Source organism: Paracoccus niistensis, from assembly GCF_042432925.1.
Taxonomy (GTDB): Bacteria; Pseudomonadota; Alphaproteobacteria; order Rhodobacterales; family Rhodobacteraceae; genus Paracoccus; species Paracoccus niistensis.
This window is the reverse complement of sequence record NZ_JBHLWE010000038.1, coordinates 144,014-158,571: the sequence shown is the minus strand read 5'-3', so window position 1 is coordinate 158,571 and position 14,558 is coordinate 144,014. Positions and strand designations below refer to the sequence as shown.

Here is a 14,558-nt window from a genome sequence, read left to right as displayed (position 1 = left end):
GCCCCCGCCCTCCATCCCGTTCCAGTCCCCTGGGGCTTCCGGCGCCGACGATAGCGCCCGCTCGCCCCCGACGAAACGGAACAGGAGACCCAGGATGAACAGCTTTCTCGACATTCACACCACGCCCAAGGACGATCTGCGGGCGATCATCGACAACGCCCGGGAGATGAAGGACGCGCGGAACGGCGCCCCCAGGGGCGCGCCCGACGCCGAGCAGCCGCTGGCGAACCGCATGGTCGCGCTGATCTTCGAAAAGCCCTCGACCCGCACCCGCGTCAGCTTCGATCTGGGCGTGCGGCAGATGGGCGGGCAGACGATGGTCCTGTCGGGGCAGGAGATGCAGCTGGGCCACGGCGAGACCATCGCCGACACCGCGCGGGTGCTGAGCCGCTATGTCGATCTCATCATGATCCGCACCTTCGAGGAGGCCACGCTGCTGGAGATGGCGGAATACGCGACCGTTCCCGTCATCAACGGGCTGACGAACCGCACCCATCCCTGCCAGATCATGGCCGACGTGATGACCTTCGAGGAGCACCGCGGCCTCATCGGCGGGCGCAAGGTGGTCTGGGTGGGCGACGGCAACAACGTCTGCGCCAGCGTGATGCACGCAGCAGGCCAGTTCGGCTTCGACTTCACCTTCACGGGCCCTCAGCCGCTTGATCCCGAGCGGGAGTGGTTCGACTTCGCCCGTGCACAGGGCGTCCGGGCCGAGATCGAGCGCGACCCCGCGCGCGCGGTCCAAGGCGCGGACCTCGTTTTCGCCGACACCTGGGTGTCCATGCATGACCCCCAGTCAGCCAAGGAGCGGCGTCACAACATGCTGCGCGGCTATCAGGTGAACGAAGAACTGATGTCCCACGCCAAGCCGGACGCGCTGTTCATGCACTGCCTGCCCGCGCATCGCGAGGACGAGGTGACCTCGGCCGTCATGGACGGGCCCAACAGCGTCATCTGGGACGAGGCCGAGAACCGCCTGCACGCCCAGAAGGCCATCATGCGGTGGTGCCTGGGGGTCTGAGGCGCGGCGAGCGGGTGGGTCCAGGACCTACCCTGCAAGGATTTCCGTGGCGGGATCGGGCGCGCAGAGCATGCACCCTACGGGAGCCTGCCCTGTAGGGTGCGTGGTTCCCACGCACCTTTCACCCGCGCACCCTTCGACCTGTCCGACCAAACCGCGCGTATGTCTACTCCACCAAAGCCCAGACCTTCCGCATCAGCCCCGGCAGGGTGTTCGGGTCGAAGCCGTCGCGCGGGACCACCTCGCCCCTGACAGGGTTCGCCAAAGGCGCGCGCAGGACCGACAGGCGCAGCTCGAAATGGGTGAAGACGTGGCGGACCTCGCCTGCGGCCTTCCAAGAGCCGTCCTGCGGTGGGACAAGGTCGGTTCCGTCCCAGCCCGTCGTCGGGAAGGCAAGCGTTCCCCCCAGAAGACCCCGGGCGGGGCGGCGCTCCAGCAGAAGGGCGCGATCGTCCAGCGCGACCCAGGCGGTGCCGGTGCGGAGGGGCTTGGCAGCCTTCGGCGCCTTGCGGGGCAACTCGGGCGCAATGCCCTGGGCGCGGGCGGCGCACAGCTCCATCAGCGGGCAGATGGCGCAGGCGGGGTTGCGCGGCGTGCAGATGGTGGCGCCCAGGTCCATCATCGCCTGCGCGAAATCGCCGGGCCGCGCCTGCGGGGTCAGGGTCGCGGCCAGTTCCGTCAACTCGCGCCGGGCCGCGGGCAGCGGCGTCTGCACGGCAAAAAGGCGCGAGACGACGCGTTCCACATTGCCGTCCACCACGGTTTCCGGCTGGTCGAAGGCGATCGCGGCAATGGCGGCCGAGGTGTAGGGGCCGATGCCGGGCAGCGCCGCCAGCCGCTCGCGTCTGTCGGGAAAGCCCCCTGCGGCGGCCACCTGCCGGGCGCAGGCGACCAGGTTGCGGGCGCGGGCGTAATAGCCAAGGCCCGCCCATTCGGCCATCACCTGCGCCTCGTCGGCGGCAGCCAGCTCGTGGACCGTCGGCCACAAGGCGGTGAAGCGCTGGAAATAGGACTTCACCGCCGCAACGGTGGTCTGCTGCAGCATGATCTCGGACAGCCAGACGCGATAGGGGTCCATTGGCGGCGCGCCGGGGGGCGCGCGCCAGGGCAGCACGCGGGCGTGGCGGTCATACCATTCCAGCAGGCGCGGCGCGGCCTGCTGGCTGACGGCGGTTTCACGCAACTTTGCCTTATCGCTCATCGCACCCGTCTGGCATCCGGCGCGGGAAGCGTCCAGATTGATCGCACACACAGTCCGCCCGAGGCCATGACGTCCAGACCGCAGCCCCCTCGCGCCCGCAAGCGCGCCGCCGATCCCGACGCGCCGCCGCGCCGCCGGATGCGGGGGTTCGAGCCCGCGGCCGCGCTGGTCGCCCCCGACCTGCGCCGGGCGGCTGAAAAGCGCGGCTTTGCGGTGGCCCGCCTGCTGACCGACTGGCCCGAGATCGTGGGGCCCGAGACCGCCGCCCATACCCGCCCCGTCAAGGTGACGCATGGCAAGGGCATGGGCGCCACCCTGACGGTGCTGACCGACGGAGCCCATGCGCCGCTTGTGCAGATGCAGTTGCCGCGCCTGCGCGAGCGGGTGAATGCGGTCTACGGCTTCAACGCCATCTCGCGGATCGTGATCACTCAGACGGCCGCCCAGGGCTTTGCCGAGGGGCAGGTCCAGTTCCGTCCTGCTCCCCCGCAGCAGCCTCCCACGCCTGCGCCCGAGGTCGTGGCGCGCGCCGAGGAGGTCGCCTCGCGCTTCGAAGACCCAAAACTTGCCGACTCCATGCGCCGATTGGCGCTTGCGCGGGCTGCCCGCGACACGCGGAAGCGGCCCCCCTTTTCCCAGGACTGAAAGGCCAATCCATGACCCCGACCCTTCGCAGCCTCGTGTCGGCCGCAGCGCTTGCCATGCTGGCGCTGCCCGCCGCGGCCCAGACCGCGACCCCGGCGCCGGCCGAATCCGCGCCCGCGGCCACCCCGGCCCAGGCGCCCGCCACCCAGCCCGACTACTGGCAGGGCGCCGAGGACGCGCCGGTCGAGATGATCGAATACGCCAGCTTCACCTGCAGCCATTGCGCGGCCTTCCACAACGACGTGTATCCCCAGCTCAAGGCGGAATACATCGACACCGGCAAGGTCCGTTTCGCCCAGCGCGACGTGTATTTCGACGAGCCGGGCCTGTGGGCCGGCATCCTTGCGCGCTGCGGGGGCGAGGAAAAGTTCTACCCGGTCGCGGGGATGCTGTTCGAAAAGCAGCGCGAATGGCTGGGCGCCAAGACCGGCGACGGACTGGCCGCGAACCTGCGCAAGATCGGCGCCGCCGCGGGCTTCTCGGGCGAGCAGATGGACGCCTGCTGGCAGGATCAGGCCAAGGTCGAAAGCCTGCTGGCGACCTTCCAGCAGAACGCCGTGGCCGACAAGATCGAGGGTACGCCGACCTTCATCATCGGCGGCGAGACCGTGCGCAACGCGCCGTGGGAAGAGCTGAAGGCCAAGATCGACGAGAAGCTGGCCGCCGCGAACTGAGCCCTGCGGGGGCCGGTCTTCCAGTCCCCGTTACCCGAAAATGCGATCCAGCGCGTCGTCCAGCGGCGCTGGATCGTCGAAACCCAGCCTCACTGGCAGGGTCAGCACCTTGGGGCGGAAGCTGCGCGGCAGGCGCGCCGCGTCCTTTTCGGTCGTGACCAGTTGCGCCCCCAGCATCCTCGCCTCGGTTTCCAGCCGCGTCAGCATCTGGCGCGAAAAGGGCTGGTGATCGGCCAGCGCCTCGGCGCGGAGGATTTCGGCCCCCAGACCCCGCAGGGTGGCGAAGAACTTGTCCGGATGGCCGATGCCCGCAAAGGCCAGTGTCCGCAGTCCCTGCCAGTCCATTCCGGTCATCAGAGGCTGAAGCCGTCCGGTGATCCGGGGCACCGGCAGCGCGGGCCAGCGGAAGGAAAAGCTGTCCTGCGCCGCCGCCTCTCCGATCGTCAGCACGAGGTCGGCGCGGGACAGGCCCGTGGCGACCGGCTCGCGCAGGGGGCCCGCGGGCAGGCAGAGGCCGTTGCCCCAACCCCGGCCCGCATCCACCACGACCAGTGCAAGGTCATGCGCGAGACTCGGGTCCTGGAAGCCGTCGTCCAGCAGGATGACCTGCGCGCCCGCCTCGACCGCCGCGCGCGCCCCAAGGGTCCGGTCCTTCGCCACGAAAACCGGGGCGAAGGCGGACAGCAGCAGCGGCTCGTCCCCTACCTGCGCGGCGGAATGGCGGCGTTCGTCCACGCGCAGGGGACCGGTCTCGGACCCGCCATGGCCCCGGCTGACCACATGCGCCTGCACGCCGCGCGCCGACAGGCGCTCGATCAGGGCGATGACGGTAGGGGTCTTGCCTGTGCCCCCGGCATTGAGGTTGCCCACGCAGATCACCGGCACGCCCAGACGCAGGCGGGGACCCTGGGCCAGCCGCCGGGCCGTGGCGCGGGCGTAAACTGCGCCCAAAGGCGCCAGCGCGCGGGCGGCGACGCCGGGCGGGCGGTTCCAGAAGGCGGGCGCGGTCAGCATGGGGTCCTGGCCTTCATGCCGCGCCCTCGGGCAGGTCCGACAGGATCGCATCGGCGATGCGGCGCGTGATCTCGGCCCCGGCGGTTGAAACCTCCCAGGCCGAGCGGGCGAGGCGCGCGGCGGCATCAGGCGCGCTCAGGTCCTCGATGGCGGCGGGCAGCGCGCCCGCCGCGTGGATGCGCCGCGCGCCCCCCGCCCGGTCCAGCGCCTGCCATTCGGCCGCCTGCGCCGAAAGATGCGGTCCGTGAACGATGGCCGAGCCCAGGGCCGCGGGCTCGAAGGGATGGCGCGTGACCCCGGTGCCGGCAGTCAGCGTGCCGCCCATGTAGGTGACCGAGGCGAGGCGATACCACAGCCCCAGTTCCGCGCTGTCCTCGGCCACCAGGACCTGGATGTCGGGCCCCGGGTCCAGCGCCTCGCGCCGGGCGACGGCAAGGCCCCGCGCCTCGGCCGCAGTGGCGATGGCGGCTGCCTCCTCGGCAATGGCGGGGGCGATGATCAACAGCGCACGGTGGTGGGCCGAAAGCAGGTTTTCCTGCGCGGCCAGCACGGGAACGACCTCGCGCAGCGGCAGAGCGGCCGCCAGCCAGACCCGGCGGTCGCGCAGCATCGGGCGCAGCGCCGCGAGTTCGCGCATGTTGCAAAGCAGGGGCGGCAGGATGGGGGCAGCAGTGCCGATGACCTCGATCCGCTGAGGCGCGATGCCCTCGCGCAGCGCGGCCTCGTGCGCGATCTCGTCGGGCACCAGCACCCGGCTGAGCCGCGTGACGGGTCCCCGGCGCGCGCCCCGCCAGACACGGCGAGCCGCCGCCGCCGCAAGCTGGGCGGGGTTGGCGACCAGGGTGATCGGCACGTCGCCCTCGTCGCAGGCGGCGATCAGGGCCGCGGGCAGAACGCCATCGGTCAGGACCAGCGCTGCGGGCGCGGCCTGCTCGACCAGCAGCCGGGCCGAGATCGGGTCCGAGGGCGGTTCCGGCAGGACCGAGGGCACGGCCCGGTCGCCGCGTTCTACCGCGACGGGCCCCAGCGCCCCCAGCCTCAGGCCGGGGCGACGGCGGCGCAGTTCCTGCGCAAGCCCGCGCAGCTCCGAGGCGCCGCCGCACATCAGGATCAGCGGCCCGTCGCCGGGCGGCAGCACCAGGTCCGAAGGGTCCCCCTCGGGGCGCGGTCCCCTCAGCTGCCACCAGTAGGCGAGATCCCCGATGCCTGCCACGATTGCGCGGTCCTCAGGCCGTCGAGGCGGAAGCAGCGGCCTCGGCCGGGTCGTGCAGGCGATGCAGATGCGCGATGAAGTAGCGCACTTGCGCCTGGTCCACGGTCCGCTGCGCCTGCGCCTTCCAGGCGGCATGGGCCGAGGCGAAATCGGGGAAGATCCCCACGACATGGACGGCGGACGGGTCACGGAACTCGTGCGAGTCAGTCGAAACGAGTTCGCCGCCGTAAACGAGATGCAGGCGCTGGGTCATCGGATCACCTTTGGCATTGGCTTTCGCAGGGGGAATAGACCCTGCCACGCCCTAGACCAAGGTTGAATGCATAGAATGTTGTGCGATCCGGGTTTGCCGCGAATCATTGAACGTGGCATGTCTTTGGCACGGCCGGACAGGCTCGCAGGACAAGGTTTCGCGTGCGGTGGTTGAGGGGCACGCGGGGGATGCAGGGTTCCGGCCTTCGGGTTGGAACCCTGCGTTTTTTCTGCGCTGCCTTCGCAGCAAGGGTCATGCTTGAATCCCGCCCGCGAAGCGCCTAGCGGAAGGCATCCGCTGCGGGCGTGGCGGAATGGTAGACGCATGGGACTTAAACTCCCTGGGGCTGAAGCCCGTGCGGGTTCGAGTCCCGCCGCCCGCACCACTGACCTGCCTTGCTCCGGACGATCCGCGCGGTGTTCGCCATCAGCCGGTGGCGACTCGCGTTCGCCTTCGGGTAGAAGGCGGGCATGACGTTCTCTCTGCGATCCGCGTTGCCCTTCTGGATGTCGCTGGGGCTGGTGCCTCTGGCCGTGCTGGCCGTCCTGCAGGGCGGCTGGTGGTTCCTGCTGGTGCCCGCTTATGCGTGGTATCTGGTCACGGCGCTGGACGGCCTGCTGGGGCTGAACGGGGAAAACCCCGACACCGAGACGCCGGTCGCACGGCTGTTCTGGCACCGCGCGATCACGGTGATCTGGTGGCCCGTGCAGGCGGCCGTGGTTTTTTGGGCGATCTGGCATGTGACCCACGCCGGCCATCTGGGCGGGTGGGAGAAGTTGGGCATCTTCTTCGGCCTCGGCGTCATGTCGGGCACGATCGGCATGGTTTATGCCCATGAGTTGCTGCACCAGAAGCCGGGGCTCGAGCGCTGGATGGGCGACCTGATCCTCGCCTCGAACCTGTATTCGCATTTCCGGACCGAGCATCTGCTGGTCCACCATTCCTGGGTGGCGACCCCGGCCGATGCAGTGACGGCGCGCTACAACGAGGGGTTCTTCCGCTATTTCCTGCGCGTGCTGTGGACCTGCCCCCGTTCCGCCTGGCATGCCGAGAAGAAGCTGCTCGCGCGGGCGAAGCGCTCTGTCTGGGACCGGCGCAATCCCTTCTGGCGCTATGCCGCGCTGCAGGGGGGGATGCTGACGCTGGCGGCGGTGCTTGGCGGCTGGCAGGGCATGCTTCTGTTCGTCTTCCAAGCCTTTATCGCCATCTGGCAGCTCGAACTGACGAACTACGTCGAGCATTACGGCCTGACCCGCCGCCATCTCGGCAACGGACGCTACGAACACGTCCTGCCCCGCCATAGCTGGAACGCCAGCCACACGGCCTCGAACTGGCTGCTGATCAACCTGCAGCGCCACTCGGACCACCATTACAAGCCCGACCGCCGCTTTCCCCTGCTGCAGACCTATGCCGAGGATGAGGCGCCGCAACTGCCCTATGGCTATCCGGCGATGACGTTCGTGGCCATGGTGCCGCCTTGGTGGCGGCGGCGGATGAACCCGCGTGTGCGGGCCTGGCGCAGGAAGTTCTATCCCGACATCACCGACTGGAAGCCCTACAATCGCGGCGAGAACCCGATGCCGCGCGGCGTGCTATAAAAAGCCCCCGCCGGGGCTGACCCGGGCGGGGCGAGTTCGTCCCGCAGCCGAAGGAAAACCCTGCGGCCCGAGACACCGGCGAACCTCGCGTCAGGCGGTTTCGGCCATCTCGGCTCGAATCTGCTGACGAAGGATGTCGATGGGTATCATCTTCCCGTCGCGGCGGAAATGCCAATACGTCCAGCCGTTGCAGGAGGGAGCGCCTTCCAGCGCAGCCCCCACCTGATGGATCGAGCCCTTGACGTCGCGCCCGATCAGCGAGCCGTCCGCCCGCACCCGCACCGTATGACGGCCGCCAAGGGAAACCAGTTCCTCGCCCGGGCGCAGCATCCCGCGTTCGACCACCTGGCCGAAGGGGACGCGCGGCTCGGCGCGCTTGCTGGTGGTCGTGGCAAGCGAGGCTGCGTCCAGGCGGCGGACGCGGGACAGGCGGCGCTCGGCGACCTCGCGATAGGCGGCATCGCGCTCGATCCCGATCCAGTCGCGGCCCAGCATCTTGGCGACAGCCCCGGTGGTGCCGGTGCCGAAGAAAGGGTCCAAGACCACGTCGCCGGGGTTGGTCGTGCCGACCAGCACCCGGTGCAGCAGGCTTTCGGGCTTCTGCGTCGGATGCGCCTTGCCGCCCTCGGCGTCCTTCAGCCGCTCACCCCCGGTGCAGATCGGCAGGTTCCAGTCCGAGCGCATCTGGATACCCTCGTTCAGGGACTTCAGCGCCTCGTAGTTGAAGGTGTATTTCGCGCCCTCGGCCTTGGAGGCCCAGATCAGCGTCTCATGGGCGTTGGTCAGCCGCTTGCCGCGGAAGTTCGGCATCGGGTTCGACTTGCGCCAGACCACGTCGTTCAGGATCCAGTAGCCCTGGTTCTGCAACTCGGCGCCGACGCGGAAGATGTTGTGATAGCTGCCGATCACCCAGATCGCGCCCGTGGGCTTCAGCAGCCGGCGCGCGGCCGTCAGCCAGTCGCGGGTGAAACGGTCATAGGCCGCGAAGCTGCCGAACTGGTCCCAGGCGTCGTCCACCGCGTCGACCCGGCTGTTGTCGGGCCGGTGCAGCTCTCCGCGAAGCTGCAGGTTGTAGGGCGGATCGGCGAAGATCAGGTCCACCGACGCCTCGGGCAGCCCGTTCATCACCTCGATGCAGTCGCCCGCGAGGATGCTGTTCAGCGGCAATGTCTGGCTGCGCGCGGGAGTCCGCGCCTTGGTCCTGGTGGTGGTCATCTCTGCTCTCCGGCGGCGTTCGGTACCGCTGCTATGTTGTCCACAGGATGAGTCAGAGGTGATTCGGCGTCAATTGTTATTTTGAATCAGAGATTTAAGCTGGGGTCTGGACACAATATCTTGTGGATGGCCGGAAATCCCATCCTATGGAACGGGGTTGCACCCTTCTCGGCCAAGGCCCGGCGATGCGTTTCGGTGGGGTATCCCATGTTCTGCTCCCATCCGTAGCCGGGAAATTGCTGCGCCAGATCCGCCATGATCCGGTCGCGTTCCACCTTGGCAATGATCGAGGCCGCAGCGATGGACAGGCAGGCCGCATCCCCCCGGACAATGGCCTCGGCCGGGCAATCCAGTCCCCAGGGCAGGCGCTTGCCATCGACCAGCGCCATGCAGGGACGCTGGCGCAGTCCCGCCACGGCGCGGCGCATGGCCAGGTGACTGGCGTAGTGAATGTTGAGTTGCCCGATCTCGGCGACGCTGGCATGGGCAATGGACCAGTCGGCGCAGTCCTTGATCTGTTCGGCCAGTTGCCGGCGCTTCGCGGGCGACAGCTTCTTGGAATCGTCGAGGCCCCGCGGGATGCCCTTGCGCGGCAGGATCACCGCCGCGGCCGTGACCGGCCCGGCCAGCGACCCGCGCCCGACCTCGTCCACGCCGCAGATGAAGCGGGCGCCCTGGGCCATGCAGGCACGTTCATGGCGGAAAGTGGGGCGGGGCCGGGGTTCCTTCATGAGCGCGTTCTAGCTCCGCAGGCGCAATGCGGCCAGCCTGCGCATGAGGGACCGCCGGATACCCTTGCGTCGTGGGCGCAGAGGCATTTGGATCAGGAGGAAGGAAATGACGCTTCTTCCTGATCCCATCACCTCGAAGATTGAAAACTGGCCTCGCTGCTAGCCTGCCCGGCCCGAGCCGTGGGTGCCGAACCACAGCGGCGCATGGCGGTTGACGTCCTTGTAAAGCAGGTAGCGGAAGCGGCCCGGCCCGCCTGCATAGCAGGCCTGCGGGCAGAAGGCCCGCAGCCACATGAAATCGCCGGGGCCGACCTCGACCCAGTCGCGGTTCAGGCGATAGACGGCCTTGCCCTCCAGCACGAAAAGCCCGTGCTCCATCACGTGGGTTTCCGCAAAGGGGATCGAGCCGCCGGGCTGGAAGGTCACAACGGTGATGTGCATGTCGTGGCGCAGATCGGCGGGGTCCATGAAGCGGGTCGTGGCCCAGGCGCCCTCGGTGTCGGGCATGGGCGAAGGGGCGATGTCCTGCTCGTGTGCCACGATCGGATCGGGGGGCGTGATCCCGGCGGCGGGCTGCCAGCGCTTGCGCCACCAGTGAAAGCCTGCGTTGCCGGGGGTGGCATTCCTGATCGACCAGGAGGTGCCGGGAGGGACATAGGCGAAGCCGCCGGGGGTCAGGCGATGGGTCGTCTCGCCGATGGTGATGTCCAGGTCGCCGCCGGTCACGAAGATGGCGGACTGGACCTCGGGGTCGTCCTCGGGCGCGTCGCTGCCACCCCCCTCGGCCAGTTCCACCACATACTGGCTGAAGGTCTCGGCGAAGCCCGACAGGGGCCGCGCGAGCATCCACATCCGCATCCCCGTCCAGCCGGGCAGGAAACTGGTCACGATGTCGCGCATGACGCTGCGCGGGATCACCGCATAGGCGCTGGTGAAGACGGCCGTGTCGGTGGTCAGCCCCGTCTGCGGCGGCAGGCCCGCCACCGGGCCGGCATAGCTGCCGCGCGGCGCGGGTCTGGGCGCCTCGGCTTCTCCGGGGATCGGGGCAGGGTTGCCGCTGGGGGTCGTCTCGTCGATCATCGCTGCTGTCCTTGCTGCGTGGGCGCGGCCTCGGGGGTGAATGTTCCATCCCCCGCAGGCCCCTGCAAGCCGGGCCACGCCGCTGCGGCCCGCTGCAAAACGCGAAACACCTGATGCCTGCGGAAAAGGATTTCGGGCGGTCGGGACAATGGAAGTCGGGCTCTTCGATGCCCCTTTCAGCCCAGCATCTGCTTCAGCCGCAGTTCGGCGATCCGCATCACCTGACGCTCGGCCTCGGCCCGCTCGGTGGCACTGTCGTTATCCACCCGGCGTGCCATCGCGGCCATGATCCCCGGCTTGTCATGGTCGCGCACGGCGATGATGAAGGGAAAGCCGTGGCGGGCCACATAGGCCTCGTTCAGGCGGGTGAACTCGGCGCGCTCGGCGTCCGTCAGCGCATCCAAGCCGGCGCTGGCCTGCTCGGCAGTCGAATCCGCGGTCAGGCGCTTGGCCCCGGCGAGCTTGCCGGCAAGGTCGGGGTGGGCGCGCAGGACGGCCAGCCGCTCGTCGTCCGAGGCGGCGCGGAATTGCCGGGCCATGGCTGCGGCAAGCCCCGCCGCGCTGTCATGGGCCGCGCCCATCTCGCCGTCCCAGGTCCGCTCGGCTACCCACGGGGAATGCTCGAAGATCGAGCCGAAGCGTTCCACGAAAGCCGCGCGATCCATTTGCGAAGGCCGGTCTTTCGCGACGTAAGGATGCGTCGCGGCCCAATGACGCGCGATGTCCAGCCGCGTGGCGAACCACACGCCGTCATGGGCGCGGACATGGTCGAGGAAACGTTTCAGCCCCTCGGCCCGGCCCGGCCGCCCGGCCAGGCGGCAGTGCAGGCCGATCGAGAGCATCCGCGCCCTGCCCTCTCCGCCCTCGCGCCACATGCAGTCGAAGGCGTCGCGGAGATACAGGAAGAACTCCTCGCCATTGGTGAAGCCGCCGTTGGCGAAGCGCATGTCATTGGCGTCCAGCGTATAGGGGACCATCAGCTGCGGACGGCCCTGGTGGACGTGCCAGAAGGGCAGCTCGTCGGCATAGGTGTCGGCCAGGTATTCGAAGCCGCCCTCCTCGCAGCCCAGCGGCACCGTGTTCATCGAGGCCCGGCCCTGGTAGAAGCCCAGCGGCCGCGAGCCGGTGACCTGGGTGTGCAGTTCGACCGCCTGCCGGATGTGCTCGGCCTCGACCTCGCGGGGCACGTCCCTGTAGTCGATCCACTTCAGCCCGTGGGTCGCCATCTCCCACCCGGCATCGATCATGGCGCGGGTCTGTTCGGGGCTGCGCGCCAGCGCCGTTGCCACGCCGTAGCAGGTGACGGGGATGCCCTCGAGCATCCGGTAAAGCCGCCATAAGCCCGCGCGCGCGCCATAGTCGTAGATCGTCTCCATGTTCCAGTGGCGCTGGCCGGGCCAGGGCTGGGCGCCGACGATCTCGGACAGGAAGGCCTCGGACGCGGCGTCGCCATGCTCGACCGAGTTTTCGCCGCCTTCCTCGTAGTTGACAACGATCTGCACGGCGATGCGCGCACCGCCCGGCCATTTCGGATCAGGCGCCTCGGCTCCGTAACCTCGCATATCGCGGCTGTAGCGCATTCCCTGCCCCCTTGTTGTCCTGCGGCGGGCAAGGTCACGCGCAACCGCCCGCTTGTCCAGCGCACGGCAACGGATTTCCGGCAGGCGGCAACCTAGCGGGCGGGCACCAGTTCGCGTTCGCGCGGCAGGAAGGCGGTCAGCAGACCCAGCACCGGCAGGACCGAACACAGGTTGAAGACAAAGCCGATCCCCCGGGCGTCGGCGACCCAGCCCAGCACGGCGGCCGCGATCCCGCCCATGCCGAAGGCAAAGCCGAAGAACAGCCCCGCGATCAGCCCGGTGCGGCCCGGCACGAGTTCCTGCGCAAAGACCACGATGGCGGGCGCCGCCGAGGCCATGATCGCGCCGACCAGCACCGTCAGCACGGCGGTCGCCCCGAGCCCCACATGCGGCAGCAGCAGCGAGAACGGCAGCACGCCCAGGATCGAGAACCAGATCACCTTGCGCGTTCCCACCCGGTCGCCCGCGATGCCGCCCAGCATCACCCCCGCGGCCGAGCCGAACAGCAGCAGGAACAGCATCACCTGCGATCCTTGCGCGGACATCGAGAACTTCTCGATCAGGAAGAAGGTGTAATAGCTGGTCAGGCTGGCCATGTAGAAGGCCTTGGTCATCGACAGGACCGCCAGCACGCCGATGGCCATGACGATGCGGCGCGGCGCGAGATTCGGCGCGGCGGTCACCCGCAGGGCGCCCGCGCGGCGGCGCCCCTCGGCCCAGCGCCCGACCTGCCACAGCACGCCAGACCCGGCGAGCGCGATCAGCGCCAGCCAGCCCAGTACCGAGCGGCCCAGCGGCACGACCAGAAAGGCCGCCAGCAGCGGGCCGATGGCCTGCCCGCCGTTGCCGCCAAGCTGGAACAGCGACTGCGCCGTCCCGAAGCGCCCGCCCGAAGCCGTCCGCGCTACCCGGGAGCTTTCGGGATGGAAGATCGACGACCCAAGCCCGATCAGCATCGCCCCCGTCAGCAGCATCCCGTAGCTGCCCGCCTGCGCCAGCGTCAGCACGCCTGCGAAGCTGCACAGCATTCCCACCGCCAATGACCGCGGCATCGGGTGCCGGTCCGTCACCATGCCCACCACCGGCTGCAGCAGCGAGGCCGTGACCTGGAAGGCGAAGGTCATCAGCCCGATCTGGGCGTATGAGAGCGCGAACTCATCCTTGAGAAGCGGATAGATGGCCGACAGCAGCGACTGCAGGATGTCGTTGACCATGTGGCACAGGCTGATCGCGATCAGCACCGGCCAGACCGGCCCGGCCTTTGCCCGCATCGAGGAATCGGAAGGGACCGTAAGATCGCTGGTCGTCATGGAACGGCTTTTCTCGCCTTGGGGACTCGCCGCCTTTTCTGCCCGGTTTTCAAGGGCGCGTCATCCCTTGCAAGGCCGCTCCGGCCAGCACTCAGACACCAGCGCACGCCGCTCTTAACGGAAGTATGTCAATCCTCTCAAATGTCATGTTGACGTTACGTCATCGGGCTGTAGCCTTGGTTAATCGGGTGATACCAGTCCTTTTCGTCAACTTTTGCTCATGGTGAAGCAGCTTCTATAGTCCCTGCCGCAAGGATCGGAATGATATGGCTAATTTATCCAGGCACGGGACCAGGCTCACGCGATCCGCGAACGGACGCGGCACACCAGTGACCTGGGCGGGGATCCGTGGGGTGATCATGGATCGAATCACCCATGGTGTTTATCCTCCCGGTTCCCTGATTCCCACGGAACAGGAGTTCGCCGCCGAATTCGGAAGCGCGCGCGCCACGGTGAACCGGGCCCTGACCTCGCTGGCCGAGCGGGGCGTGGTGGAACGGCGTCGCCGCGTCGGCACCCGCGTCGTTCTGGGGCTCGAACCCCGGACGCAGCGCGTCAGCCTGCCAGTCTTCCGCGACCTTGTGGAAGAGCGCGGTGGTCGCTTCAGCTTCCACTTCCTTGGCCGGGTGGATCGTCCCGTGACCTCCGATGTGCTGGAACGCCTGTTCCAGAGCGACCCGCAGGACATCCAGGAACATTGCACCCTGATCTGCTCGGACGACACGGTGATCTGCGCCGAGCGGCGCTGGATCGATACCTTGGCGCTGCCCGCGCTGACCGAGGAGGTCATGGCCGGCACCACCGCCAACGAATGGCTGGCCTGCCATGCGTCGATCTCGCTGTGCGAGCAGGTTGTTTCAGCGCGGCGCGCGGACGAGGTCGAGGCTGAGCTGTTGCTGCGCTGCTCGGCGGACACGCCGGTTCTGGTCTATGACTCGACGCTGTGGATCAAGACGCAACCGGTCAGCCGCACGCTTCACTGCTTCGCGCCCGGCTTCGAGATGATCAACTCGGTCGGCTGAG

At 68.7% G+C, this 14,558-nt stretch carries 14 protein-coding genes and 1 tRNA gene; 6 read left to right on the top strand and 9 right to left on the bottom strand.

The window, feature by feature from the left end; genetic code table 11:
* Window positions 1-94 precede the first annotated feature (94 nt).
* Window positions 95-1,021, top strand: coding sequence for an ornithine carbamoyltransferase (gene argF, locus ACFFII_RS12295; RefSeq protein WP_377699167.1), 927 nt, complete (start codon window positions 95-97; stop codon window positions 1,019-1,021).
* A 166-nt stretch (window positions 1,022-1,187) separates the two neighbouring features.
* Here argF and mutY read toward each other — a convergent pair whose 3' ends face one another.
* Window positions 1,188-2,204: an A/G-specific adenine glycosylase gene (gene mutY / locus ACFFII_RS12290; RefSeq protein ID WP_377699283.1), complete on the bottom strand. Its 1,017-nt coding sequence runs from the start codon at window positions 2,202-2,204 to the stop codon at window positions 1,188-1,190.
* A gap of 156 nt (window positions 2,205-2,360) precedes the next feature.
* On the opposite strand from mutY, the gene ACFFII_RS12285 reads away from it, so the two are divergent.
* Window positions 2,361-2,867: a DUF721 domain-containing protein gene (locus ACFFII_RS12285; RefSeq protein ID WP_377699282.1), complete on the top strand. Its 507-nt coding sequence runs from the start codon at window positions 2,361-2,363 to the stop codon at window positions 2,865-2,867.
* Between the two features lie 11 nt (window positions 2,868-2,878).
* Window positions 2,879-3,541, top strand: coding sequence for a DsbA family protein (locus ACFFII_RS12280; protein ID WP_377699166.1), 663 nt, complete (start codon window positions 2,879-2,881; stop codon window positions 3,539-3,541).
* 30 nt (window positions 3,542-3,571) lie between these two features.
* Here the strand turns inward: ACFFII_RS12280 and lpxK are convergent, their stop codons facing one another.
* Genes lpxK through ACFFII_RS12265 form a run of 3 tightly spaced genes read right to left on the bottom strand, consistent with a single transcriptional unit; the run spans window position 3,572 to window position 6,021 of the window.
* On the bottom strand, window positions 3,572-4,552 hold the full coding sequence (gene lpxK / locus ACFFII_RS12275) for a tetraacyldisaccharide 4'-kinase (protein WP_377699281.1): 981 nt from the start codon (window positions 4,550-4,552) through the stop codon (window positions 3,572-3,574).
* Window positions 4,553-4,568: 16 nt separating this feature from the next.
* Window positions 4,569-5,768, bottom strand: a complete 1,200-nt coding sequence (locus ACFFII_RS12270; protein ID WP_377699165.1) for a 3-deoxy-D-manno-octulosonic acid transferase — start codon at window positions 5,766-5,768, stop codon at window positions 4,569-4,571.
* A 13-nt stretch (window positions 5,769-5,781) separates the two neighbouring features.
* Window positions 5,782-6,021 carry a DUF4170 domain-containing protein gene (locus tag ACFFII_RS12265; protein ID WP_377699164.1) on the bottom strand — a complete coding sequence of 80 codons (240 nt, stop codon included), beginning with the start codon at window positions 6,019-6,021 and terminating at the stop codon, window positions 5,782-5,784.
* Between the two features lie 299 nt (window positions 6,022-6,320).
* On the opposite strand from ACFFII_RS12265, the gene ACFFII_RS12260 reads away from it, so the two are divergent.
* A tRNA-Leu gene (locus ACFFII_RS12260) sits at window positions 6,321-6,406 on the top strand.
* Window positions 6,407-6,491: 85 nt separating this feature from the next.
* On the top strand, window positions 6,492-7,619 hold the full coding sequence (locus ACFFII_RS12255; RefSeq protein ID WP_377699163.1) for an alkane 1-monooxygenase: 1,128 nt from the start codon (window positions 6,492-6,494) through the stop codon (window positions 7,617-7,619).
* A gap of 90 nt (window positions 7,620-7,709) precedes the next feature.
* On the opposite strand, the gene ACFFII_RS12250 is transcribed toward ACFFII_RS12255, so the two are convergent.
* The 5 genes from ACFFII_RS12250 to ACFFII_RS12230 all read right to left on the bottom strand — a co-directional run bounded on the left by ACFFII_RS12250 (window position 7,710) and on the right by ACFFII_RS12230 (window position 13,535).
* Window positions 7,710-8,834 carry a site-specific DNA-methyltransferase gene (locus tag ACFFII_RS12250; RefSeq protein ID WP_377699162.1) on the bottom strand — a complete coding sequence of 375 codons (1,125 nt, stop codon included), beginning with the start codon at window positions 8,832-8,834 and terminating at the stop codon, window positions 7,710-7,712.
* An 86-nt stretch (window positions 8,835-8,920) separates the two neighbouring features.
* Window positions 8,921-9,565, bottom strand: a complete 645-nt coding sequence (rnhB, locus tag ACFFII_RS12245) for a ribonuclease HII (RefSeq protein ID WP_377699161.1) — start codon at window positions 9,563-9,565, stop codon at window positions 8,921-8,923.
* A gap of 159 nt (window positions 9,566-9,724) precedes the next feature.
* Window positions 9,725-10,645 (bottom strand): bifunctional allantoicase/(S)-ureidoglycine aminohydrolase, encoded by a 921-nt coding sequence (locus ACFFII_RS12240; RefSeq protein ID WP_377699160.1) that lies wholly within the window; start codon window positions 10,643-10,645, stop codon window positions 9,725-9,727.
* A 176-nt stretch (window positions 10,646-10,821) separates the two neighbouring features.
* Window positions 10,822-12,225 carry an allantoinase PuuE gene (gene puuE / locus ACFFII_RS12235; protein ID WP_377699159.1) on the bottom strand — a complete coding sequence of 468 codons (1,404 nt, stop codon included), beginning with the start codon at window positions 12,223-12,225 and terminating at the stop codon, window positions 10,822-10,824.
* 92 nt (window positions 12,226-12,317) lie between these two features.
* The gene (locus tag ACFFII_RS12230; RefSeq protein ID WP_377699158.1) at window positions 12,318-13,535 is read right to left on the bottom strand and encodes an MFS transporter; all 1,218 of its coding nucleotides are present in this window, start codon (window positions 13,533-13,535) and stop codon (window positions 12,318-12,320) included.
* 359 nt (window positions 13,536-13,894) lie between these two features.
* On the opposite strand from ACFFII_RS12230, the gene ACFFII_RS12225 reads away from it, so the two are divergent.
* Window positions 13,895-14,557, top strand: a complete 663-nt coding sequence (locus ACFFII_RS12225; protein ID WP_377699157.1) for a GntR family transcriptional regulator — start codon at window positions 13,895-13,897, stop codon at window positions 14,555-14,557.
* Window position 14,558: the final 1 nt, after the last annotated feature.

Bases quoted from the DNA above. Each gene is read 5' to 3' on its own strand.
- ACFFII_RS12265 (WP_377699164.1), bottom strand. From the start codon at position 6,021: ATGACCCAGCGCCTGCATCTCGTTTACGGCGGCGAACTCGTTTCGACT.
- rnhB (WP_377699161.1), bottom strand. From the start codon at position 9,565: ATGAAGGAACCCCGGCCCCGCCCCACTTTCCGCCATGAACGTGCCTGC.
- ACFFII_RS12285 (WP_377699282.1), top strand. From the start codon at position 2,361: ATGCGGGGGTTCGAGCCCGCGGCCGCGCTGGTCGCCCCCGACCTGCGC.
- ACFFII_RS12255 (WP_377699163.1), top strand. From the start codon at position 6,492: ATGACGTTCTCTCTGCGATCCGCGTTGCCCTTCTGGATGTCGCTGGGG.
- ACFFII_RS12250 (WP_377699162.1), bottom strand. From the start codon at position 8,834: ATGACCACCACCAGGACCAAGGCGCGGACTCCCGCGCGCAGCCAGACA.
- ACFFII_RS12280 (WP_377699166.1), top strand. From the start codon at position 2,879: ATGACCCCGACCCTTCGCAGCCTCGTGTCGGCCGCAGCGCTTGCCATG.
- argF (WP_377699167.1), top strand. From the start codon at position 95: ATGAACAGCTTTCTCGACATTCACACCACGCCCAAGGACGATCTGCGG.
- puuE (WP_377699159.1), bottom strand. From the start codon at position 12,225: ATGCGCTACAGCCGCGATATGCGAGGTTACGGAGCCGAGGCGCCTGAT.
- ACFFII_RS12240 (WP_377699160.1), bottom strand. From the start codon at position 10,645: ATGATCGACGAGACGACCCCCAGCGGCAACCCTGCCCCGATCCCCGGA.
- ACFFII_RS12230 (WP_377699158.1), bottom strand. From the start codon at position 13,535: ATGACGACCAGCGATCTTACGGTCCCTTCCGATTCCTCGATGCGGGCA.
- ACFFII_RS12225 (WP_377699157.1), top strand. From the start codon at position 13,895: ATGGATCGAATCACCCATGGTGTTTATCCTCCCGGTTCCCTGATTCCC.